The sequence below is a fragment of the Phenylobacterium sp. genome (assembly GCF_030679875.1).
Taxonomy (GTDB): Bacteria; Pseudomonadota; Alphaproteobacteria; order Caulobacterales; family Caulobacteraceae; genus Phenylobacterium.
This window is the reverse complement of the sequence record NZ_JAUXSP010000002.1, coordinates 152,353-174,840: the sequence shown is the minus strand read 5'-3', so window position 1 is coordinate 174,840 and position 22,488 is coordinate 152,353. Positions and strand designations below refer to the sequence as shown.

Annotated in this window: 22 protein-coding genes; 12 read left to right on the top strand and 10 right to left on the bottom strand. The window is 69.0% G+C overall.

The genetic code is table 11. The features are described from left to right. Nucleotides 1-218: 218 nt before the first annotated feature. The 5 genes from rpsT to mutM all read right to left on the bottom strand — a co-directional run bounded on the left by rpsT (nt 219) and on the right by mutM (nt 3,758). Nucleotides 219-488: a 30S ribosomal protein S20 gene (gene rpsT / locus Q8K84_RS01260; protein WP_293321062.1), complete on the bottom strand. Its 270-nt coding sequence runs from the start codon at nt 486-488 to the stop codon at nt 219-221. 105 nt (nt 489-593) lie between these two features. Then, complete coding sequence (locus tag Q8K84_RS01255) at nt 594-1,187, bottom strand: GDSL-type esterase/lipase family protein (protein WP_305279801.1); 594 nt, start codon at nt 1,185-1,187, stop codon at nt 594-596. 2 nt (nt 1,188-1,189) lie between these two features. Then, nucleotides 1,190-1,975: an enoyl-CoA hydratase gene (locus tag Q8K84_RS01250; RefSeq protein ID WP_305279799.1), complete on the bottom strand. Its 786-nt coding sequence runs from the start codon at nt 1,973-1,975 to the stop codon at nt 1,190-1,192. Between the two features lie 35 nt (nt 1,976-2,010). Next, nucleotides 2,011-2,889 carry a TraB/GumN family protein gene (locus tag Q8K84_RS01245; RefSeq protein WP_305279796.1) on the bottom strand — a complete coding sequence of 293 codons (879 nt, stop codon included), beginning with the start codon at nt 2,887-2,889 and terminating at the stop codon, nt 2,011-2,013. 5 nt (nt 2,890-2,894) lie between these two features. Then, on the bottom strand, nt 2,895-3,758 hold the full coding sequence (gene mutM, locus Q8K84_RS01240) for a bifunctional DNA-formamidopyrimidine glycosylase/DNA-(apurinic or apyrimidinic site) lyase (RefSeq protein ID WP_305279793.1): 864 nt from the start codon (nt 3,756-3,758) through the stop codon (nt 2,895-2,897). Nucleotides 3,759-3,857: 99 nt separating this feature from the next. Between mutM and Q8K84_RS01235 the strand changes: the two genes are divergently transcribed. Then, nucleotides 3,858-4,616 carry a class I SAM-dependent methyltransferase gene (locus Q8K84_RS01235; protein WP_305279792.1) on the top strand — a complete coding sequence of 253 codons (759 nt, stop codon included), beginning with the start codon at nt 3,858-3,860 and terminating at the stop codon, nt 4,614-4,616. Between the two features lies 1 nt (nt 4,617). Further along, nucleotides 4,618-6,120, top strand: coding sequence for a 2-polyprenylphenol 6-hydroxylase (gene ubiB / locus Q8K84_RS01230; RefSeq protein ID WP_305279789.1), 1,503 nt, complete (start codon nt 4,618-4,620; stop codon nt 6,118-6,120). 12 nt (nt 6,121-6,132) lie between these two features. Here the strand turns inward: ubiB and Q8K84_RS01225 are convergent, their stop codons facing one another. Next, nucleotides 6,133-6,633, bottom strand: a complete 501-nt coding sequence (locus Q8K84_RS01225; protein ID WP_305279787.1) for a hypothetical protein — start codon at nt 6,631-6,633, stop codon at nt 6,133-6,135. A gap of 125 nt (nt 6,634-6,758) precedes the next feature. Here Q8K84_RS01225 and coaBC point away from each other — a divergent pair, with 125 nt between their 5' ends. Further along, complete coding sequence (gene coaBC / locus Q8K84_RS01220) at nt 6,759-7,955, top strand: bifunctional phosphopantothenoylcysteine decarboxylase/phosphopantothenate--cysteine ligase CoaBC (protein WP_305279784.1); 1,197 nt, start codon at nt 6,759-6,761, stop codon at nt 7,953-7,955. Continuing rightward, on the top strand, nt 7,952-8,407 hold the full coding sequence (gene dut / locus Q8K84_RS01215; protein ID WP_305279781.1) for a dUTP diphosphatase: 456 nt from the start codon (nt 7,952-7,954) through the stop codon (nt 8,405-8,407). The genes coaBC and dut overlap by 4 nt, the downstream gene beginning before the upstream one ends. A 67-nt stretch (nt 8,408-8,474) precedes the next feature. On the opposite strand, the gene zwf is transcribed toward dut, so the two are convergent. Then, the gene (gene zwf / locus Q8K84_RS01210) at nt 8,475-9,944 is read right to left on the bottom strand and encodes a glucose-6-phosphate dehydrogenase (protein WP_305279780.1); all 1,470 of its coding nucleotides are present in this window, start codon (nt 9,942-9,944) and stop codon (nt 8,475-8,477) included. A gap of 180 nt (nt 9,945-10,124) precedes the next feature. Between zwf and otsB the strand changes: the two genes are divergently transcribed. From otsB to Q8K84_RS01190, 4 genes are all read left to right on the top strand, one after another. Further along, a complete protein-coding gene (gene otsB / locus Q8K84_RS01205) occupies nt 10,125-10,874 on the top strand; it encodes a trehalose-phosphatase (RefSeq protein WP_305279778.1) in 750 nt (249 codons plus the stop codon). Continuing rightward, on the top strand, nt 10,871-12,277 hold the full coding sequence (locus Q8K84_RS01200) for a trehalose-6-phosphate synthase (RefSeq protein WP_305279776.1): 1,407 nt from the start codon (nt 10,871-10,873) through the stop codon (nt 12,275-12,277). The genes otsB and Q8K84_RS01200 overlap by 4 nt, the downstream gene beginning before the upstream one ends. 13 nt (nt 12,278-12,290) lie before the next feature. Continuing rightward, entirely contained in the window at nt 12,291-14,987 is a 2,697-nt protein-coding gene (gene ligD, locus Q8K84_RS01195) for a DNA ligase D (RefSeq protein ID WP_305279775.1), read from the top strand. Nucleotides 14,988-15,061: 74 nt separating this feature from the next. Continuing rightward, complete coding sequence (locus Q8K84_RS01190; RefSeq protein WP_305279774.1) at nt 15,062-16,015, top strand: alpha/beta hydrolase; 954 nt, start codon at nt 15,062-15,064, stop codon at nt 16,013-16,015. Between the two features lie 3 nt (nt 16,016-16,018). On the opposite strand, the gene Q8K84_RS01185 is transcribed toward Q8K84_RS01190, so the two are convergent. Then, on the bottom strand, nt 16,019-16,810 hold the full coding sequence (locus Q8K84_RS01185; protein ID WP_305279772.1) for a pseudouridine synthase: 792 nt from the start codon (nt 16,808-16,810) through the stop codon (nt 16,019-16,021). Then, complete coding sequence (locus tag Q8K84_RS01180) at nt 16,810-17,529, bottom strand: GGDEF domain-containing protein (protein ID WP_305279770.1); 720 nt, start codon at nt 17,527-17,529, stop codon at nt 16,810-16,812. The genes Q8K84_RS01185 and Q8K84_RS01180 overlap by 1 nt, the downstream gene beginning before the upstream one ends. A 109-nt stretch (nt 17,530-17,638) precedes the next feature. On the opposite strand from Q8K84_RS01180, the gene purE reads away from it, so the two are divergent. Together purE and Q8K84_RS01170 are read left to right on the top strand one after the other, a co-directional pair. Further along, entirely contained in the window at nt 17,639-18,151 is a 513-nt protein-coding gene (gene purE, locus Q8K84_RS01175) for a 5-(carboxyamino)imidazole ribonucleotide mutase (protein WP_305279768.1), read from the top strand. Beyond that, a complete protein-coding gene (locus Q8K84_RS01170) occupies nt 18,151-19,233 on the top strand; it encodes a 5-(carboxyamino)imidazole ribonucleotide synthase (protein ID WP_305279767.1) in 1,083 nt (360 codons plus the stop codon). Before purE ends, Q8K84_RS01170 begins: the two co-directional genes overlap by 1 nt. 48 nt (nt 19,234-19,281) lie before the next feature. Here the strand turns inward: Q8K84_RS01170 and Q8K84_RS01165 are convergent, their stop codons facing one another. Next, nucleotides 19,282-19,950, bottom strand: a complete 669-nt coding sequence (locus Q8K84_RS01165; RefSeq protein ID WP_305279765.1) for a COQ9 family protein — start codon at nt 19,948-19,950, stop codon at nt 19,282-19,284. Nucleotides 19,951-20,128: 178 nt separating this feature from the next. Between Q8K84_RS01165 and rpsU the strand changes: the two genes are divergently transcribed. Together rpsU and ftsH are read left to right on the top strand one after the other, a co-directional pair. After that, nucleotides 20,129-20,362: a 30S ribosomal protein S21 gene (gene rpsU, locus Q8K84_RS01160; RefSeq protein ID WP_300574753.1), complete on the top strand. Its 234-nt coding sequence runs from the start codon at nt 20,129-20,131 to the stop codon at nt 20,360-20,362. 218 nt (nt 20,363-20,580) lie between these two features. After that, nucleotides 20,581-22,464 carry an ATP-dependent zinc metalloprotease FtsH gene (gene ftsH, locus Q8K84_RS01155; RefSeq protein ID WP_305279764.1) on the top strand — a complete coding sequence of 628 codons (1,884 nt, stop codon included), beginning with the start codon at nt 20,581-20,583 and terminating at the stop codon, nt 22,462-22,464. Nucleotides 22,465-22,488 lie beyond the last annotated feature (24 nt).

Here is a 22,488-nt window from a genome sequence, read left to right as displayed (position 1 = left end):
GCGCCGTCCGCGGATATTTTCGTTGACTCAAGCGCAGGCCCTCGCGCCACAAGGGAAAAGCCGAAATGACCTGTCGGGCATGAGAACATTGGTCGCAGGAGTCGCACCCCGGCCGTCCGGATACGACAAAGCCCGCACGCCATTGAGGCGCGCGGGCTCGTTCATTCTTCAAACAAATTCAAGCGACTAGGCCGCCCGAAGGCGGCGAAGATCACGCTTTAGGCGACGGCCAGCTTCTTCAGCCGGGCGGCCAGTCGCGAGACCTTCCGCGAGGCGGTGTTCTTGTGGATCACGCCCTTGGTGACCGCCCGCATGACTTCGGACTGGGCCTCGACAAAGGCGGTCTTGGCGACCGCGGCGTCGCCGGCGGCGACCGCCTCTTCGAACCGTCGGAGATAGGTCCGAACGCGCGAGCGGCGGGCGGTGTTGACTTCGGTGCGACGGGCGATCTTGCGGATCGCCTTCTTGGCGCCGGGCGTGTTGGCCATTCTTCAGCTCTCGAATAGTAGCGCGCTCGAACTCAGGTCCGGGCGGTGAAAATCGGAGGCGCGGATATACGGGATGGCGGAGAGCCGGTCAATGGCGCCTGGCCTTCATGTCGGGATTCCGTCGATCCCGGTGAAGCGACGCCAGGCCGGATGGGCGGCGATCAGATCCGCCATCTGCTGGTAGCCTGCAGCGCCCGGATGCGCGCCGTCCCCCGCCCGGGCCTCGGCCAGCCAGGTCCCGCTGACGGCCAGGGGACGCAGAACGTCGATATAGGGCGTCTGCAGGCGGGCGCAGAGAGCCTTGAAGGCCTCATTGAGATCCTCCACCCGTGCGGCCAGGGCGGGGGCGTCGGCGGGCGGCGGCCCGACCATCAGCACAGGCGCCCGCAGCGCCCCCTGGCTCAGGAGCTGATGGGTGTTCTTCAGGCTCTCAGCCGCCGACAGGCGTGGGCGGTCCTCAAAGGCGTTGGCGTCATTGCGCCCGAAGGCGAAGACCAGGCCACAGGGCTCGACCATGGTCAGCCGGACCTCAGCCTCCGCCGACCAGCGGGCGAGAACGTCGGCGCTGGTGTCGCCCCGGACGCCGAGATTGTAGGCGGTCACCTCGGGCCGGCCGACCAGGGCGCGGCCAAGCCAGCCCTGGTGGGCTGGATCGCCGGCCCCGGCCACGAAGGAGTCCCCGAAGGCGAGGATCCGCAAGGCTAGCGCCCCTTGAAGTCGGGCTTTCGCTTTTCGACGAAGGCGGCCATGCCCTCCTTCTGGTCGTCGAAGGCGAAGAGGGAGTGGAACAACCGCCGCTCCACCGCCACGCCGGCCGACAGGGTGGTCTCGTAGGCGGTCTCCACCAGCTCCTTGTTCATCATCACCGCCACCGGCGACTGGGCGGCGATCTTGGCGGCCGCGGCCAGGGCCTCCTCGATCAGCGTGTCGGCAGGCAGGATCCGCGAGACCAGGCCCGCCCGCTCGGCCTCGGCGGCGTCCATCATCCGCCCGGTCAGGATCATCTCCATGGCCTTGGACTTGCCCACGAACCGCGTCAGGCGCTGGGTGCCGCCAATGCCCGGCATGACGCCGAGATTGATCTCCGGCTGGCCGAACTTCGCCGTATCGGCGGCCAGGATGAAGTCGCACATCATGGCCAGCTCGCAGCCGCCCCCCAGGGCGAAGCCTGCGACGGCGGCGATGATCGGCTTGCGGCAGGCCTCGATCCGACGGGCGCTGCGGGCGAAGGTGTCGGCCAGGAACATGTCCGCATAGGACTTGTCGGCCATCTCCTTGATGTCGGCGCCGGCGGCGAAGGCCCGGGCCGAGCCGGTCAGGACGATGCAGCCGACCGCCGCATCGGCCTCGGCGACGTCCAGGGCGGCCTCAAGATCGGCGAGCAGCTGGGCGTTGAGGGCGTTCAGCGCCTCTGGCCGGTTCAGGCGGATCAGGGTGACGGGGCCGTGGGCCTCGATGAGCAGGGTCTCGTAGCTGGGCGCGGACATGGCGGCTCCTCGTCGTTCAGGCGCGTCCCTGCCGATTAAGGCCCCTCGACCTCATAGCCAAGGGCGCGCAGGCGTTGGGGCAGGCCCACCTCGCCCACCAGATGGCCGGCGCCGACCACCACCACCGTGCGGCCGGAGCCTGCAAGCCTGTCCTGCAGCTGCGCCAGCCAGTCGGCGTTCCGCTCGACGATCAGCGCCTGATAGAGGTCTGGCGCGAGGGCCTTGAGGGGCTCCAGGGCCTCAGCCTCCAGGGCGGCGAGGTCGGCCGCCATCCAGATCGCCACCAACCGGTCGAAGGCCTCAGGATCCTCCTCCATGGCCCGCAGATTGTAGACGAGGCTGGCGAGCTGCGCCTCCAGCGGAACGTCGTCGAAGGCCGACAGCTGATCTTCGATGGTTTCCAGGGCCTCGCGCCGGACCCCGACCGGGGCGGTGGCGCTGATCTGCTGCTCGACCCCATGGGCGATGTCGCCGCCCTGGGCGCCCACCATGCTGGTGATCAGCAGCACCTCAGCGAACCAGGGCTTGAGCTGGTCAAGAAGATTGGGGGGCAGGCCATAGGTCACGGCCAGTCGACCCAGGCGCAGCCGGCTCTCCTCGGGCAGGCGCTCATAGAGTCCGGGGCCCGGGGGCAGCACCCCGAGCCGCATGGCCAGGCGGGCGGCCTCCTGCTCGGTCGCAGGATCGACCGGCAGCTCGAACCACAGGTCGTCAGCCTCGGCCAGGGCGCTGTCGAGGGCCGCTGGACGCCAAGACAGCCCCGGCGGCAGGAGATGCATGGAGCCGAACAGCACCATTTCGGAATCGTGGTCGCGGACAATCCACATGGCCGGCTCGGCGCGGGCGGGATGCGGCGCGCAGGCGGCCGCCGTCGCGATGAGGACGAGGACGCACAAGCCCCGAAGATGTCGCATCAAACTCACCTCTGGCAGGCGGGGCAGTGGAAGGTCGAGCGGCCGGCCTGGACCTGGCGCTCGATGGTTCCGGCGCAGCCGGGGTTCGGACAGGCCGCGCCTTCCCGTCCATAGGCCCTGAAACTGTGTTGAAAATAGCCCAGCGCCCCGTCGGCGCCCGCATAGTCACGCAGGGTCGACCCGCCTGCGGCGATGGCCGCGGCCAGCACCTCGCGAATGGCGTCGACCAGGCCGGAAAGGCGCCGCTTGCTGATCTTGCCCGCCGGGCCGAAGGGGGAGATGCGGGCCATGTGCAGGGCCTCGCACACATAGATATTGCCCAGGCCCGCGACGATCCTCTGATCCAGCAACAGAGTCTTGGGGCCCTGCCTGCGGCCCTCGAAGGCGCGGGCGAGATGGGCGACGTCGAAGGCGTCCGACAGGGGTTCTGGCCCCATGCCGGCGAACCAGGGATGCTCGGCCAGGGCCTCGGTGGGGATCAGGCCCATATAGCCGAACCGACGGGGGTCGTAATAGGTGACCCGGCCGCCGGCCTCGGTCTCGAAGACCACATGGGCGTGGCGGGGATCGGGATCAGCCGCATAGACGAACTGGCCCGGTCGGATCGTCCCCTCGGGTCGGGCGATCTCGAAGCGCCCGCTCATGCCCAGGTGCATGACCAGGGTGTCGCCCCGGTCGGTAGGCGCCAGCACATACTTGGCCCGCCGCGACAGGGTCTCGATCCGCGCCCCGGCCAGCCGCTGGACGAAGCCCTCGGGGAAGGGGAAGCGCAGGTCGGGGCGCCGCGCCTCCACGCGGGTCAGGCGCTGGCCGTCCAGGACAGGCGCCAGGCCGCGGCGGACGGTCTCGACCTCGGGAAGTTCAGGCATGTCGCTTCGATTGGCAGAGGCCGGGCCCGTGATCAACTTCAACCGCGCCCTGCGGCCTTGCGCTGGCGCGGGCGGCTCAGGGAGGCTAAGAGGCGAGCCATGACCGGACCTGCCGCCACCTTCGGCTTTCGCGACGTTGCGGCCGACGAGAAGCCGCGCCTGGTGCGCGGCGTCTTCGACAGCGTCGCCCACCGCTATGACCTGATGAACGACCTGATGAGCGGCGGCGTCCACCGCCTCTGGAAGGACGCCGTCGCCGCCCGCCTGAACCCCCAGCCCGGCGAGGTGATCATCGACTGCGCCGGCGGCACCGGCGATATGGCGAGACGTTTCGCCAAGATGGCCCGGCGAGCCCAGCAGCGCCGGGGCGGCCCCGACGCCACCATCCTGCTGATGGACTACAACGCCGAGATGATTACGGCCGGCCGCGAGAAGGGTTCCGAGCCGGAGATCTGCTGGAACGTCGGCGACGCCCAGGGCCTGCCCCTGCCCGACGCCTGCGCCGACGCCTATGTGATCTCGTTCGGCATCCGCAATGTCACCGATATTCCCGCAGCCCTGCGCGAGGCCCGGCGTGTGCTGAAACCTGGCGGCCGGTTCCTGTGCCTGGAGTTCTCCCGGCCGGTCACCGAGCCCCTGCAGAAGGCCTATGACGCCTATTCGTTCAAGGTCATCCCCGCCGTGGGCGAGCTGGTGGCGAAGGACCGGGAGTCCTACCAGTATCTGGTGGAAAGCATCCGCCGCTTCCCCGACCAGGAGAGCTTCGCCCAGATGATGCGCGAGGCCGGTTTCGCCCGGGTCAGCTACACCAACTTCACCGCCGGGGTGGCGGCCCTGCATCAGGGCTGGGCCATCTGACATGGCGCGTCCCGCCGCCTATGGCCGGCTGATCGCCGCCGCCTGGACCCTGGCCAGGCACGACGCCCTGCTGCCCGCCGAACTTGAGGCCCTGTACCCGCCGCCGGTCCGCGACCTTGGGCGGACCTTGCGTCTGCTGGCCGGAAAGCAGGCCAAAACCGGTCGGCCGGGCGAACGGCTCGCCCAGGCCCTGGTCCAGCTCGGGCCCGTGGCCATCAAGCTCGGCCAGCTCATGTCCACCCGGGCCGATATCTTTGGCGCCCCGTTCGCCGAGGATCTGTCACGGCTGAAGGACAGACTGCCCCCCTTCCCCGCCGAGATCGCCCGGGCCCAGGTCGAGGCGACCCTCGGCGCCCCCGTCGAGAGCCTGTTCGCGGAGTTCGGCGAGGCCGTCGCCGCCGCCTCGCTGGCTCAGGCCCATGACGCCCGCCTGCGGGATGGCCGCCGGGTGGCGGTCAAGGTGCTGCGCCCGCATATCGGGGTGCGGGTCGCCCAGGACTCCGCGGCGCTCGCCCAGGCGGCCCGGCTGGTGGACCGCTATGTGCCCGCCGCCCGCAGGCTGGAGCCCCGGGCCTTCGCCCAGACCGTCATCCGCGCCACCGAGCTTGAGCTGGATCTGCGGCTGGAGGCCGCTGGCTGCGATGAGTTGGGCGAGGTCATGGGGCGGGATGGCTATATGGCGGCCCCCACCGTCGTCTGGGAGGGCGTCGGCAAGCAGGTCCTGACCCTGGAGTGGGCGCCCGGCGCGCCCCTGTCTGATCCCGCCGCCCTGGAGCTGCCGGGCCTCGACCGCCCGACCCTGGCCATCAACCTGCTGCGCGCCTTCCTGTCCCAGGCCCTGGACCACGGGGTCTTTCACGCCGACCTGCATGAGGGAAACCTGTTCGTCGAGGCGCCGGCGAAGATCACGGCGGTGGACTATGGAATCGTCGGCCGCCTTGGCCCTGACGAGCGGCGCTACCTCGCCGAAATCCTCTGGGGCTTCCTGGACCGGGACTATCTCCGGGTGGCCGAGGTGCATTTCCGCGCCGGCTACGTGCCCGCCCACCACGACCGGGCGGCCTTCGCCCAGGCCCTGCGCGCGGTCGGCGAGCCGGTGTTCGGTCGCTCCGCCAGCCAGGTCTCCATGAGCCGCGTGCTGATCCAGCTCTTCGAGATCACCGCCCTCTTCGACATGCGCCTGCGCCCCGAGCTGGTGCTGCTGCAGAAGACCATGATGACCGTGGAGGGCGTGGCCCGCCGGATCGATCCCGATCACGACATCTGGGCCGCCGCCGATCCTGTGGTGCGCCGCTGGATCGCCCGGGAACTGGCCCCGCCCGCCCAGGCCAAGCGCCTGGTCCAGGAAAGCCTCGACATCCTGCAGGGCCTCAAGCGCCGGCTGCAGGACCCCGAGCCCTCGGTGGCCGTGGTCGCGGCGCCTGAGCGGGACTCCGGGTGGCTATGGTTCTTCCTCGGCGCCCTGACGGCCGGCGGCGCCTTCCTGCTCGGCGCGCTCGCCTGAGTTCCATCAGGCTCAGTCGTCGCCCCGTTCGGCCTCGCGCACCTTCTGCTCTTCCCAATAGGCCGCCCCATTGTCGGGCTTGAACATGGTCCGCGGCGAACCCTGGGCGGTCGCGACGGCGAAGATGTTGCCGGAAGGATCGTAGATCAACGTGTCCCCATTGCCCCGCTTGATCGTCTCAGACCCGGCCGGGGGATTATTGACGAAGGCGTGGGCCTTGCGGACGAAGTCGTCCAGGTCCCGGGCGCCAAAGGCCTCGCCGTTGCGGGCATAGGCGCGCTCGGCGTTCTCCTGGGCGGAATAGCGCTGGGTCTCTGACCACAGGGGACGGCCATCCACCTTGGGAACCGGGGCCCGGGCCGTGCTGCTGGACGCCGCCGGGGCGGTGGCCGACGCATCCTGCGCCGCCTCGCCCGCGCTGGGCGCCGGCGTCACCGCCGAGGGCCCGTTGTCGCAGGCTGTGAGAATGAAAAGGCTGGCGCCCGCCGCGAGCGCCCCGACTGACCGCATCATCACCGTGTCTCTCCCCAGAGGTTCAGCCCCAAGCTGTAGCGGAACGAACAAAGAACAGATGTGGCGGTTTGTCCAGAGGCCAGTTGCGGCTATAGCGTGGGCCGTGAGCGAAAGGGCCTGTGACCTTGGCTGAGAAGCGAGTTCTCCTGATCGTGGGCGGCGGCGTGGCCGCCTATAAGGCCCTGGAGCTGACGCGCCTGCTGCGCAAGGCCGGGATCGGCGTGCGGCCGATCCTCACCAGCGCCGGCGCCCAGTTCGTCACGCCCCTGTCCCTGGCGGCGCTGGCTGAGGACAAGGTCTATTCCGAGCTCTTCTCCCTGACCGACGAGGCCGAGATGGGGCATATCCAGTTGTCCCGGTCGGCCGACCTTGTAGTGGTCGTCCCCGCCACCGCCGACCTGATCGCCAAGGCCGCCCACGGCCTGGCGGGCGATCTCGCCTCGACCACCCTGCTGGCCACCGACAAGCCGGTGCTGATGGCCCCGGCCATGAATGTCCGCATGTGGACGCATCCCGCCACCCAGCGGAACCTGGCGACCCTGAAGGCTGACGGGGTGAGCCTTGTCGGGCCCGATGAGGGGGCCATGGCGTGTGGCGAATTCGGGCCAGGCCGCATGGCCGAGCCAGCGGCCATCTTTGAAGCGATCATGGGGATGCTGAGCGGAGAGGCGTCCCGTCCATTGGCCGGCCGCCGCGCCATCGTCACCGCGGGCCCCACCGCCGAACCCATCGACCCGGTGCGCTACCTGACCAATCGCTCCAGCGGCAAGCAGGGCTATGCGATCGCAGAGGCCCTGGCGGCCCTGGGCTGCGAGGTCACCCTGGTGTCTGGCCCCACGGCGCTGTCGGCGCCTGCGGGCGTCAAGCGGGTGCAGGTGGAGACGGCCCGGCAGATGCTGGCCGCCTGTCAGGCCGCCCTGCCCGCCGACCTGGCCGTCTGCGTCGCCGCCGTCGCCGACTGGCGTCCCGCCGACGAGGGCGCGGTGAAGATCAAGAAGACCGGCGAGGCCCCGCCCGCCCTGCAGCTGGTGGAAAACCCCGACATCCTGGCGACCCTGTCGGCGCCAGGGTCTGCGCGGCCCCGCCTGGTGGTTGGTTTCGCCGCCGAGACCAATGATGTGGAGGCCTATGCGAAGGCCAAGCTCGCCCGCAAGGGCTGCGACTGGATCGTGGCCAATGATGTCAGCGTAGAGGGCGTCATGGGCGGCGACGACAACACCGTCTCCATCGTCAGCGCCACAGGCGTGGAGCGCTGGGACAAGACCGCGAAATCCGACGTGGCGACCAAGCTCGCCCAGCGTATGGCGAAGGCCCTGGCATGACCCCGAAGATCAAGATCGTCCGCCTGGCCCACAATGGCGACCTGCCCCTGCCGGCCTATGAGACTGCGCTGGCCGCCGGCATGGACCTGCGCGCCGCCGTGCCCGAGGACGCGCCGATCGTGCTGCGGCCCATGGAGCGGGAAATGGTCCCCACGGGCCTGGCCATGGCCCTGCCGCCCGGGTTCGAGGGCCAGGTGCGCCCCCGCTCTGGGCTCGCCGCCAAGTTCGGGATCACCTGCCTCAATTCGCCCGGCACGGTGGACGCCGATTATCGCGGCGAGATGAAGGTCATCCTGATCAATCTCGGGGAAGAAGACTTCACCATCCGCCGCGGCGACCGGATCGCCCAGCTGGTGATCGCGCCGGTGATCCAGGCGACCTGGGAAGAGACCGAAAGCCTGGACGAAACCGCCCGCGGCGCCGGCGGCTTCGGCTCCACCGGCGCAGGCTAGGCCCCGCCAGAGCGGGTTCCGATAAGTGGGAGCCGGTTATCGGACGAAACGCGCTCAAGACTTAGGTCTAGTCGTACCAGGCCCGGCCGGCCCGCTCGATCAGGGCGAACGCGCCCGCAGGCCCCCAACTGCCGGCGGCATAGGGCTTGGGCGCCATGCCGGCTTCGGCCCAGGCCTCGGCCACGCCGTCCACCCAGCGCCAGGCCTGCTCCACCTCGTCGCGGCGGACGAACAGCGCGCTGTTGCCCAGGATCACGTCGAGGATCAGCCGCTCATAGGCGATACGCCGGCGCGCGTTGGGCGCCGAATAGGCCCGCAGCAGGGAGAGTGACAGCGGCAAAGACTGCAGCCGCATACCCCCTTGGGAGATCCCCGGCGCCTTGTTCATCAACAAAAGCTCGATGTCTTCGTCCGGCTGCAGATCGATGACCAGGCGGTTGGCCACCAGATCGCCCTCGGCCTGGCCGCCGAAGATCGAGTGGGGCACGCCCTTGAACTGGATGGCGATCTGGGTCCGCCGCTCGGGCAGCCGCTTGCCGGTGCGCAGGAAGAAGGGCACCCCGGCCCAGCGCCAGTTGTCGATATCCACCCGAAGCGCCACGAAGGTCTCCGTGGCGCTCTCCTGGCCACGCTCCTCCTCATAGGAGGTCGCCGACTGACCCTGGGCGACGCCTGCGGCGTACTGGCCGCGCACGCTGGCCTGGGCCACGTCCTGGCGGGTGAAGGGGCGGAGCGACCGCAGCACCTTGACCTTTTCGTTGCGCAGGGACTCCGCCTCCATGTCCGAGGGCGGCTCCATGGCCACCAGGCAGAGCAGCTGCAGCACATGGTTCTGGACCATGTCGCGCAGGGCGCCGTGCTCGTCATAATAGGGCCAGCGGTCGCCCACCCCTTCGGTCTCGGCCACGGTGATCTGGACGTGGTCGATGGTCAGGTTGTTCCAGAGGGGCTCGAACAGGGTGTTGGCGAACCGCAGGGCGATCAGGTTCTGCACCGTCTCCTTGCCCAGATAGTGGTCGATACGGAAGACCTGCTCCTCCTCGAACACCTCGGCGAGCGCGCCGTTGATTCCCCGGGAGCTTTCGAGGTCGTGGCCGATGGGCTTTTCCAGGACGATCCGGCTCTGCGCCGAGATCAGGCCGGCCCCGGCCAGGGCCTCGCAGACCCCCACATAGAGGCTTGGTGACAGGGCCAGATAGAAGATCGGCGCCTTGGCCTCGCCCAACGCCTCGGTGATGGCGCCCAGGCGATCAGCCTGGGTGGCGTCCACGGCCCGGTAGTCCAGCCGCTGGACGAACCGGTCCCACACGCCTTCGTCCAGGCCCTGGGGCTTGGCTCGCTCGGTCACAGCCTCCCGAACCATGGTCTGGAAGGCTTCAGGCGCGATCTCGGCCCGGGCGGCGGCCACGATCCTGAACCCGTCGGGCAGGAAGCCGTCGGCGTCGAGGAAATAGAGCGACGGGAACAGCATCCGCAGGGCGAGATCCCCGGCGCCTCCGAACAGGACGATCGCATCGGCTTGAGGCACCTTGGGCATGGAGTCACCTTCCTGGCAGGAAATCGGTCGGGCGGCGGTGGAGGTCGGGGCCAGTTAGCCTTAACTCCGTTGAGGCAACGTCAAGGCCATGGAGCGGTTCGCATCAAACCGCCATGGCGTCTGGAGAGGGAGCCAACACCGCCCCGGCGCGTTCTGCGCCCTGTGGGGCGCATTCACGACATGACGATTATCGAACACACACCTGCAGAGCTGGCGCCCCCAGCCCTGGACCTCACCCGCTCGGCCCTGTTTCTCGACCTGGACGGCACGCTGGCGCCCATTGTGGCCCGCCCCCAGGACGTGGGGCCAGAGACCCGCCGCACCGCCATCCTGGAGGAGCTGGTACGCCGTATGGACGGCCGGGTGGCGATCCTGTCGGGCCGGACCCTGGCCGAAATCGATCACATCCTCGATGGCGCCGTGCGCCCCGTGGCCGCCGTCCACGGCCTGGACCGGCGCGAACCCGATGGGACCCACACTCCGCCCGAGCCTCATCCCGACCTGCCCGCCGTGCTCGCCGTCTTTCACGATCTGGCGGCGGCGACCCCGGGCCTGCTGGTGGAAGAGAAGGGCCTGAGCGCCGCCCTGCACTACCGCCAGGCGCCCGAACAGGCGGCGGCGGTCCGCGCCCTGGCCAGCGACTGGGCCGCGCGCACGGGGCTGAAAATGCAACCCGGGCACATGGTGGTCGAGCTGCGCACCCCTGGCCCCGACAAGGGAGACTCGCTCGCCACCTTCATGGAGGCGGCCCCGTTCCAAGGCGCGATCCCGGTCTTCGTGGGCGATGATCAGACCGACGAACCAGCCTTTGCCGCCGCCCGCAGGCTCGGCGGCGCCGGCGTGCTGGTGGGACAAGTTCGGAACAGTGCGGCGACCCATCGGTTGGAAGATGTGAACGCAGTGCTGAACTGGCTGGAGGCCGCCCTATGAGTCGTCTGATCGTCGTTTCCAACCGGGTCAATCCGCCCGGCGGTAAGGGCGAGGAAAGCGTCGGCGGCCTGGCGATGGCCCTGGCGGCCGCCCTGCGGGAATATTCCGGGATCTGGTTCGGCTGGAGCGGGCGGACCACGCCGATGTTCACCGGCCAACTCGCCATGCGCCGGGTGGAAGGGGTCACTGTCGCCACCGTCGACCTGGAGGAAAGCGACTACGAGGAATATTACAACGGCTACGCCAACAAGACCCTGTGGCCGCTCTTCCACTACCGGGTCGATCTGACGGCCTATGACCGGACCTTCGACGAGGGCTACCAGCGGGTGAACCGGCGGTTCGCCGAGACCCTTCGCCCTCTGATCGAGCCGGACGACCTCATCTGGGTCCACGACTATCACCTGATCCCCATGGCCCGGGAGCTGCGGCGCCTGGGGGTCAAGAACCGGATCGGCTTCTTCCTGCATATCCCGTGGCCGGCCCACCAGCTGATGGTGACCCTGCCCAGCCACAAGGCCCTGGTCGAGGCCCTGTTCGACTACGACCTCGTCGGCTTCCAGACGCCGGAATATGTCACCGCCTTCCAGGAATACGTGCTGGCCGAGGCCGGCGGCGAGGTGCTCGGTCCGGACCGGCTGAAAGCCTTCGGCCGCACGGTTCAGACCGGCGCCTTCCCCATCGGCGTGGACGCCCAGGACTTCGGCGAGATGGTCGCCTCGGAGCGCGCCCGCCGGACCTACGACCGCATGGCCGCCCATACGGTGTTTCGCAAGCTGATCGTCGGCGTCGACCGACTGGACTATTCCAAGGGCCTTGAGGAGCGCTTCCTCGGCTTCGAGCGATTCCTGGCCGACAACCCTGACCTGCGCCGGGAAGTCCTGATGGTTCAGGTGGCGCCGGTCAGCCGGGAGTCGGTCAGATCCTACCAGGAGATCCGTGGCCGCCTCGACGCCTTGTCTGGCCGCATCAATGGCGAACACGCCGATCTGGACTGGAACCCCTTGCGCTGCGTGAACCACAATTATCGCCGCGATGAACTGGCCGGGCTCTATCGGGCGGCGAAGGTGGGGGTGGTCACCCCGCTGCGGGACGGCATGAACCTGGTGGCCAAGGAATATGTCGCCGCCCAGAACCCCGCCGATCCCGGCGTCCTGATCCTGTCGCGGTTCGCGGGCGCGGCCAACCAGATGGGGGCGGCCCTGATCGTCAATCCCAACAGCCCCGAGGAAATCTCCGAGGCGCTCAAGCGCGCCCTGACCATGCCGCTTGCGGAGCGAATCGAACGCTGGCGCTCTTTGTTCGACAATGTTCAGGGCGAGGATGTGGGCGCCTGGCGCGACGCCTTTGTCGGCGCCCTGGCCGGCGAGGAGACGGTCCAGCAGGCGGCGGCCCTGGCAAGCTGACGGGAGGATGCCTATGGCGGAGAAACTGGCGCGCTACCGTGAGATGCGCGACTTCGCCAAGACCCAGGAACCCGCAGGCGCAGACGGGGTCACCGTCTCCAAGCGCCTGCGCTTCGTCATCCAGAAACATGCGGCTACCCGCCTGCACTACGACTTCCGCCTGGAGATGGACGGGGTGTTCAAGTCCTGGGCGGTGACGCGGGGCCCCTCCCGCGATCCCGCCGACAAGCGCCTGGCCGTGGCCACCGAGGATCATCCCTTGGGCTATGGCGACTTCGAAGGGACCATCCCAAAGGGCGAGTATGGCGGCGGCTCGGTCATGTTGTGGGACCGGGGCTATTGGGCCCCGGAACCCGGTTTTGATCCTGAAGAAGCCCTGAAAAAGGGTGAGCTTAAATTCGTGCTGGAAGGTGAGCGCCTGCATGGGAGCTGGGTGCTGGTGCGGATGAAACGCGACCGGACCGGCGGCAAGCGCGAAAACTGGCTGCTGATCAAGCACCGGGACGCGGCCGCCGTGGAGGGCGACGATCTGCTGGAGACCACGGCCACCTCGGTGGCTTCGGGCCGGGCCATGGACGCCATCGCCGCCGGGAGCGGCAGGGGGGCCAAGCCCTTCATGCGGGGCCAGGCGAAATCCCCCGCCCCGGCCGACGACATCTGGGAGACCCGGCCCAAGGGCGAGCGCGCCAGGCCCGCCAAGGTCGCAACGAAGCTGACGGCGGCCAAACCGGCCCAGAGAAAGGCCGCTGAGAGCAAGGCCGCTGAGGCCAAGGCCGCCCCCCTGCCGGGCTTTATCGAACCCCAACTCTGCAAGTCGGTGGACCGGCCGCCCAAGGGGGCGGGCTGGGCCCATGAGATCAAGTTTGACGGCTACCGCCTGCAGCTCCGCGTCAAGGACGGCCAGGCGAGCCTCAAGACCCGCAAGGGCCTGGACTGGACCGGCAAGTTCCAGGCGATCGCCGACCATGCCGCCGCCCTGCCCGACGGGCTCTATGACGGCGAGGCTGTCGCCCTGGACGACCAGGGCGCTCCGGACTTTCCCGCCCTGCAGGCCGCCCTGGCCGAGGGTGACAGCGACGACCTGATCTTCTTCGCCTTCGACGCCCTGGTTCTGGACGGTGAGGATCTGCGCGACCTGCCCCTGCGCGAGCGCAAGGCCAGACTTGCCGCCGTGCTGGCGCGCCACGCCAAGGCGCTGGCCGGCCAGATCCGCTATGTGGAGCACTTCGAGACCGCAGGCGACGCGGTGCTGCTGTCAGCCTGCCGCCTGTCCCTGGAAGGGGTGATCTCCAAGCGCATGGACGGCCCCTATCGCTCGGGCCGCAGCCAGGACTGGACCAAGTCCAAGTGCCGGGCCGGCCATGAGGTGGTGATCGGCGGCTGGACCGGCGCCAAGGGCCAGCTGCGCTCCCTGCTGGTCGGCGTCAACCGGGGCGATCACCTGGTCTATGTGGGCCGGGTCGGCACAGGCTTTGGCGCAGCCGTGGTGGGCCGCGTGCTGCCCAAGCTTGAGGCCCTGGCCGCCGACAAGAGCCCGTTCAGCGGCCCCGGCGCCCCGCGCAAGGTGGGCGACATCAACTGGGCCAAGCCAGAGCTGGTGGCCGAGATCGCGTTCGCCGGCTGGACCGGCGAGGGCATGGTCCGCCAGGGGTCATTCAAGGGCCTTCGCACCGACAAACCCGCCGCCGAGGTGGAGGTGGAGCGCCCGGCGCCGGTCGAGGATGTGGAACTCGCCCAGCCCAAGCCGTCTGGCGCCAAGGCCGCCAAACCCGCCGCCAAACCCGGCGGCGCTAGGGTCCGGCCTGCTGGGGCGGTGGTGGTCATGGGGGTGAGCCTCTCCAGTCCCGACAAGGCGCTCTGGCCCCGCTCGGCCGACACTGACGCCCCTGTGACCAAGGCCGATCTCGCCCGTTACTTCGAGGCCGTCGGACCCTGGATGATCGACCATATCCGGGGACGGCCCTGTTCGGTGATCCGCGCCCCGGATGGGATCGGCGGCCAGACCTTCTTCCAGCGCCATGCGGGCAAGGGCGCCTCGCACCTGCTGGAGCAGGTGGACGTGGCCGGCGACAAGCAGCCCTATCTGCAGATCGACCGCATCGAAGCCCTGGCGGCGCTGGCCCAGATGGGGGCCATTGAGCTGCATCCCTGGAACTGTCGGGAGGGTGATCCGGAGACGCCGGGGCGGCTGGTCTTTGACCTCGACCCCGGCCCTGGCCTCGATTTCGACGACGTGGTGGCCGCCGCTCGGGACGTGAAGGACCGCCTTGAGGCGCTCGGCCTCACCCCCTTCTGCAAGACCACCGGCGGCAAGGGGCTGCATGTGGTCACCCCGCTCTCCAAGGGGCGCGGGCTCACCTGGGACCAGGCCAAGACCTTCGCCCATGACGTGGCGCGTCAGATGGCCGCCGACGATCCCAAGCGCTACGTGGCGGTGATGTCCAAGGCCAGGCGAGAGGGCCGCATCTTCGTGGACTATCTGCGCAACGCCCGCATGGCGACGGCGGTCGCCCCCCTGTCGCCGAGGGCCCGGGACGGTGCGGGCGTCTCCATGCCGTTGACCTGGGGCCAGGTGCGCAAGGGCCTTGATCCGATGCGCTTCACCCTGCGCACCGTGCCGGACCTGCTGAAGAAGACCGAAGCCTGGGAGGGTTACGCCGAGGCCGAGAAGCCCCTGGCGGCGGCCATCCGAAAGCTCGGCAAGGTCTAGACTTACGCCGCGTCCAGGCTTCCCCATCACTGCGCCGGCTGCCAAGCTTTTGGAAAGTCACCAGGGGACAAGACATGGACAGAGCCTCAAACCGAAAGCTGGTGGATCCAGAACTCCTGGCCTTGCTGGACAGCTTTCCGGCCTTTGATCTGACCGAGGAAATCTTGCCCCTGATGCGCGGCCGCCCAGCCCGCTTCCAGACGCGGCCCGAAGACCAGGCTCGCACCAGTCTGGAACGGCGGACCATTCCAGGGCCAGATGGCGCACCCGAGGTCGGGGTGCTGGTCTATCGGCCGGCAGACGCCAAGGGCGACCTGCCCTGCATCCTGCATATTCACGGGGGCGGCTATGTCGCCGGAGCGGCCGCCGACAATGAGGCGGTCCATCGCCCGCTGGCCGCCGATCTCGCCTGCTGCATCGTCTCGGTAGAGTACCGCCTGGCGCCGGAAACGCCTTTTCCGGGTCCTGTGGAGGACTGTTATGCCGCCCTGGCGTGGGTGTTCGCCAACGCCAAGGCGCTCGGGGTTGATCCAGGTCGCATCGGGCTGATGGGGGAGAGCGCGGGAGGCGGCCTGGCCGCGGGCCTGGCCCTCTTGGCCCGGGACCGGGGGGAATATCACCTGGCCTTCCAGCACCTGATCTATCCGATGATCGATGATCGCACCTGCGCGACTGCCGATCCGCACCCCTATGCGGGCGCCTTTGTGTGGACGCCGCAGGCCAACGCCTTCGGCTGGCGCTCCCTGCTCGGCCATGAGCCCGGCGCGGACGGGGTCTCCCCCTATGCGGCCGCAGCCCGGGCGCAGGACGTCTCAGGCCTGCCGCCCACCTATATCGCCACCGGGGCGCTCGACCTGTTCCTGGAGGAGGACCTGGCCTTCGCCCAGCGGCTGTTGCGGGCTGGCGTGCCGGTAGAGCTGCACGTCTATCCAGGCGCCTTCCATGGCTTCCAGTGGGCGCCCGAGGCGAAGGTCAGCCAGATCGCCGCCCGCGACAGCCGCGCGGCCCTGGCCCGGGCCATGGCATAGGCCTCAGCGGCGCCGCGCGGGTTTGGGGCTGAAACCGGGGGTGATCAGGGCTTCCCGTTCCCGCGCCGTGATCGGCCGCCAGCGACCTTCGGGCAGGTCGCCGACCTTGAGGGGGCCGACCCGCAGCCGGTAGAGATCGATGATCGCGAGCCCCACCAGGTCGCACATCCGGCGGATCTGGCGGTTGCGCCCCTCGGTCAGGATGAAGCGCAGGCGCTGGTCGCCGGCCAGGGTCACCTTGGCGGGCTTCAACTGGCGGCCGTCCAGTTCGAGCCCGTGGCGCAGGCGGGCCAGGACCGGCTCTGAGATGTCGCCGCGCACCCGGACCAGATATTCCTTCTCCATCAGGGAGTCTGGTCCGATGACCGCCTTGGTCACCACGCCGTCCTCCGACAGGATCAGCAGGCCACGGCTGTCCAGATCGAGGCGACCCACCGGCGCCAGGCTGCGATCGGCCGCGGGAATCTCCACCGGCTCCCCCCACAGGGCCTGGCGGGTGAGCAGGCGGGCCGCCGGGATCTGGCCGGGGTCCGGCTGGGCCGAGACATAGCCCACGGGCTTGTTGATGATCACCGTCATCTGGCCCTCGAGCCTCGCCTGGGCGCCGTCGTCCAGGGTGAGCGTCTGGCCCTGCTCGATCTTGCGGCCAGGATCAGAGATGGTCTCGCCATCGATGGAGACCTGGCCGGCGGCGATCAGGGCCTCGGCCTCCCGACGGGAACAGACGCCGCTCTGGGCCAGCCAGCGGTTGACCCGCTGGGGCGCCTCTTCCTCATAGGTGCGGACAAAGGCCATCAGCCGGCGTGGCGCTCGCGCTTGCGGATGAACATGGCTGCGTCAGCCTGGGCGACGATGGCCTCGGGTTCACCGTCATGGGGGATCTCGCAGACCCCATAGGACAGGTGCAGGGGCGCCGACCAGTCTCCGAATTGGATAGGGGCCTGCTCCAGGGTTCTGGCCAGGGCCTCAGCCTTGGCCTGGGCGGTCAGGGCGGTGGCCTGGACCAGCACCACGGCGAACTCGTCCCCGCCCATGCGTCCGACGATATCGCTGTCGCGCACGAGGCCCGTCAGCCGCTCGGCCACAGCCTTCAGCACCGCGTCGCCGGCCGCATGGCCAAACCGATCATTGACGCTCTTGAAGTCGTCGAGGTCGAAATAGACCAGGCTGGCGGGGGAGGCGTAGCGCCGGGAAAAGGTCTGCACCCGGGCCAGCTCGCGCATGAAGGCCCGGCGGTTGAGCACCGGGGTCAGGGCGTCCCGGTCGGCCAGGCCCTCGACCTCGATCAGCTTGGCCTTTAGCCGCGCCACTTCCCCACGCAGGTCGTCAATCTCGCTCAGCAGGGTCTGCAGGGCGCCACGGACCGCCGGCGTCATCTCGGTTTCGGACACGCCGAGGAAGCCGGCCTTGTCCGTCGGCAGGGCCCGAGCCGCAGAGCTCTGGGCGCCGGCCTGGGCCAGGGCCCGCTTGCGGATGGCCGCAAAGGGTTCGGTGCGCGCGCCCGTGATCTTCATGGGGAGGGAATCACATCCAGCCTTAACCATAAGAAACCTACCGGTGATCGGTTGCCGGCGCAAAGGCGGCGCCTATACTCCGCGCCTTTCCCATCAAGGGGGCCGTCCGATGGCCAGTTCCAACCCCGCCAGCCCAGGCGGTCGCCCGCCCGTCGCCATCATCATGGGCAGCCGCTCCGACTGGCCGACCATGCGGTGCGCCGCAGACCAGCTCGACGCCCTGGGCGTGGCCTGGGAGGCCAAGGTGGTCTCGGCCCACCGCACGCCTCAGCGGCTATATGAGTTCGCCACCACCGCCAGGGCGGCCGGCTACAAGGTGATCATCGCCGGGGCTGGCGGGGCGGCCCACCTGCCGGGCATGGCCGCGTCCATGACCGAACTGCCGGTGCTCGGCGTGCCGGTGGAGTCCAAGGCGCTGAAGGGCATGGACAGCCTGCTGTCCATCGTCCAGATGCCCGGCGGAATCCCTGTGGCCACCCTGGCCATCGGTGAGGCGGGCGCCAAGAACGCCGGCATCCTGGCGGCCCGCATCCTGGCCCTGGGAGATTCTGATCTCGCCGCCCGTCTGACCGCCTTCGCCCAGGGGCTGGCCGAGTCTGTGGCCGAAACGGTGGAAGACTGATGGAGACGGGCTTTCCCCTCGCGCCGGGCGCGACCATCGGCATTCTCGGCGGCGGACAGTTGGGCCGGATGCTGGCCCTGGCCGCCGCCCGCCTCGGCTTCGACGTGGTGATCCTGACGCCGGAGCTGGACGCCCCGGCCAGCCGGGTGGCCCGGGAGACCGTGATCGCCGCCTTCGATGACCCCGACGGGCTGGCCAGGCTCGCCGACCTTTGCGACGTCATCACCTATGAGTTCGAGAATGTGCCCGCCGCCGCCGTGGAGCGGCTGAAGGCCATCGGCGCGCCGGTGGCGCCGAATGACGAAACCCTGGCCGTGGCCCAGGACCGGGTGGCTGAAAAGGCCTTCCTGAACGCCGCCGGGGTCAAGACCGTGGCCTTCGCCCAGGTCGACAACGCGCAGGACGCCGCCGAGGCCGCCGCCCGGCTCGGAGTCCCGGCCCTGATGAAGACCCGCCGGGAAGGCTATGACGGCAAGGGCCAGAAGTGGGTCGAGCATGTGGCCGAGGCCGCCGCCGTCTTCGAAGCCCTGGGCGGGGTCCCCTGCATCCTGGAGGCGCCCGCAGACTTCGTGCGTGAACTTTCGGTGATCGCCGCCCGTGGCCGTGACGGCGAGCTGGCCATCTATCCCCTGGGCGAGAACCACCACGAGGGCGGCATCCTGCGCCGCACCGTGGCGCCCGCGCCGGCCAGCCCCGAGCTCGCCGACCAGGCCGAGCGCATCGCCGCCCAGATTCTGACCCGCCTGGACTATGTGGGGGTGATCGGCATCGAGCTGTTCGAGCTCGCCGACGGCCGCCTGCTGGCCAATGAGATCGCCCCCCGGGTTCACAACACCGGCCACTGGACCCAGGACGGCTGCGAGGTCTGCCAGTTCGAGCAGCACATCCGCGCCGTCGCCGGCTGGCCGCTCGGCCCCACCGAGGCCCGGGCCCATGTGGAGATGATCAACCTGCTGGGGGACGAGGCCGAGGCTTGGGCCAAGCTGGCCAGCGAGCCCGAGACCCGCCTGCACCTCTACGGCAAGCGCGAGGCCAAGCCCGGCCGCAAGATGGGCCACATCAACCGGCTGTCTGCGCTTTAGGGTCCGCGCGACCGCCACGTCCTTCGCGGCCCTGCTGGCGCAGGCGGCTCAGCCGTAGCGCATCCGGCCCAGGGTCTGGGCGAGGCCTTTCAAGGCCTCGGAGGGGCGGAGCTTGGTGGTGGCCTTCCATTTTTCGAAGCTCATCACATTGGCGATGCGGGCGTCGACGAAGGTCATGGACGCGCCACGGCCCGAAGCCAGGCGGATGGCCAGGGCCGCCGACAGGATGCCCGAGAGGATGGCCCGCTTGGAATAATGGTTCTCGTCGGTGGCGGTGTCGCCGGCCCACCGCCAGAGCTGGTCGGCGCTGTCCCAGAGGAGGCGGCTGGCCAGGGCCAGGTTCTGCGGCAGGGCGAGAAAACCGCTCCAGCGACGGGCGACCGCCTCGTCCTGGCCTGCGGCGTCCAGCCGGGTCTCCACCGCCAGGCGGATGCGCTCGCGGATCTTCAGGGCCTGGGGATCGGTCTTGGCGAGGATCGCCAGGGTCTCGTGGTCATGGCGGCGGCAGAGCAGAGCCGCCAGATCGGCGGCGCCGTTGGGGAAGAGGAGCTCGATCTCGCCCTGGGAGAGGCCCGCCTCGGCCCCGGCGCGGGCCACCAGCAGGGGGCTCCAGCCCAGTTGCGCCACATGGGGCAGGGCCAGGGAGAGCACCTGGTCCTCAATATCGCGGGCCCAGGCGTCGGGATCGGGGTGGGGAGATGAGGCGGCGTCTGACATTCATCCAGTCTAACCCCGCCGAAAGCCGCCGTCTTGCGTGGACATGGGCCAAGCCTTCTGCTATTTCGCCGCCCTCGGCTCCGGAGCGGTCGCTCTCGGGGCTATTTCGTATTTTTGTTTCACCGCCACCGCCATGTGCGCCGGGTGGCGCAACGGCAGGTAGGTAGGAGAGAGTCCCCTGGTTCAGATTTTCGTCCGCGACAACAATGTCGACCAGGCCCTCAAGGCCCTGAAGAAAAAAATGCAGCGCGAAGGCTCGTTCCGCGAGATGAAGCGCCACGTGCATTACGAGAAGCCCTCGGAAAAGCGCGCCCGCCAGAAGGCCGAGGCCGTGCGCCGCGCCCGCAAGCTGGCCCGCAAGCGCGCCCAGCGCGAAGGTCTGATCGCGGCCCCCAAGCCGCGCGCCCGCTAGGAAAGGCCAGCGTCCTCGCTTCGGCGGGACGCGCGTCTTCAAGAGAATCGTCAGGCCGCGCAGCCCGTCTGCGCGGCCTTTCTCGTTTCCGGCCCAAAGAATCTGCGTGTTGACCGCGACCTCCGGTCACTCTGGCCCGCGCCTTGCTGGTGAAACCGCTCAGGCCATCCTATCTTAGGCTCTGAACCCGAGTTTTCCCGAGACGGATCAATAGCACCATGAACATGCGCAATATGGCGATCTGGGGCGTCATCGTCGTCGTCCTGATCGGCCTCTACAGCATGATGAGCGGCGGGGGCCAGGCGGCCGATTCCCGCGAGATCACCTACTCGCAGCTGCTCACCCGGATCGATTCCGGACAGGTCGCCTCAGCCGTCATCCGCGGCTCGGCCGTCGAGGTCCGCAATGCCGAGGGCGAGGCCTTCACCGCGGTCACGCCCAACAACCAGGAAGAGCTGGTCAAGCGCCTGGAGGCCCAGAACGCCGACATCTCCGTCAAGCCGGCCGGGGGCTTCACCCTGGTGGGCTTCATCCTGCAGAGCCTGCCGATCCTGCTGCTGATCGGGGTGTGGATCTTCTTCATGCGCCAGATGCAGGGCGGGGCCCGCGGCGCCATGGGCTTTGGCAAGTCCAAGGCCAAGATGCTGACCGAGAACAAGAACCGCGTCACCTTTGATGATGTGGCCGGCGTGGATGAGGCCAAGGAAGAGCTGACCGAGATTGTCGACTTCCTGAAGGACCCGCAGAAGTTCCAGCGCCTGGGCGGCAAGATCCCCAAGGGCGCCCTGATGGTCGGCCCGCCGGGCACCGGTAAGACCCTGCTCGGCCGCGCCGTGGCCGGTGAGGCCGGCGTGCCCTTCTTCTACATCTCGGGCTCCGACTTCGTGGAGATGTTCGTCGGCGTCGGCGCCAGCCGGGTCCGCGACATGTTCGAGCAGGCCAAGAAGAACGCGCCTTGCATCATCTTCATTGACGAGATCGACGCCGTCGGCCGCCACCGTGGCGCGGGCCTGGGCGGCGGCAATGATGAGCGCGAGCAGACGCTGAACCAGCTGCTGGTGGAGATGGACGGCTTTGATCCCACTGACGCCATCATCGTCATCGCCTCGACCAACCGTCCCGACGTGCTGGACCCGGCCCTGCTGCGGCCCGGCCGTTTTGACCGCCAGGTCGTGGTGCCCAATCCCGACATCAATGGCCGTGAGCGCATCCTGCGGGTCCACATGAAGAATGTGCCCCTGGCCGCCGATGTGGAGGTCAAGACCATCGCCCGCGGGACGCCTGGCTTCTCCGGCGCGGACCTGGCCAATCTGGTCAACGAGGCGGCCCTGATGGCGGCGCGCAAGAACCGCCGCATGGTCACCCAGCGTGACTTCGAAGACGCCAAGGACCGGGTCATGATGGGCGCTGAGCGCAAATCCATGGCCATGACCGACGATGAGAAGCGCCTGACCGCCTATCACGAAGGCGGCCACGCCCTGCTGGCCCTCAATGTCCCGGCCACCGATCCTGTGCACAAGGCCACGATTATCCCCCGGGGCCGCGCGCTCGGCATGGTCATGCAGCTGCCCGAACGGGACCAGCTGTCGATGTCCTACGAACAGATGACCTCGCGCCTGACCATCCTGATGGGCGGCCGTATGGCCGAGGAGCTGATCTTCGGCAAGGACAAGATCACCTCGGGCGCCTCGTCCGATATCGATCAGGCCACCCGCCTGGCCCGCGCCATGGTCACCAAGTGGGGCTTCTCCGACAAGCTCGGCGTGGTCTCCTATGGCGAGAACCAGGACGAGGTCTTCCTTGGGCATTCTGTGTCGCGCACCCAGAGCGTCTCGGAGGAGACCGCCCGGCTGATCGACCAGGAGGTCAAGGTCCTGGTCCAGAACGCCTTCGACGAGGCGCGCCGGATTCTGACCGAGCGGCTCGATGAGCTGCACAAGATCGCCCAGGCTCTGCTGGAGTACGAAACCCTCTCCGGCGACGAGATCATCAATGTGATCAAAGGCGTCATGCCCAAGCGGGAAGAGCCCGAGAGCCACCGGAGCCTCGGCCCCACGGTGGCGGTGCCGATCTCGCCGCGCCCGGGTCCGGAACCGGCCTGAGCCTAAGAACGACGCGCGCCTGGG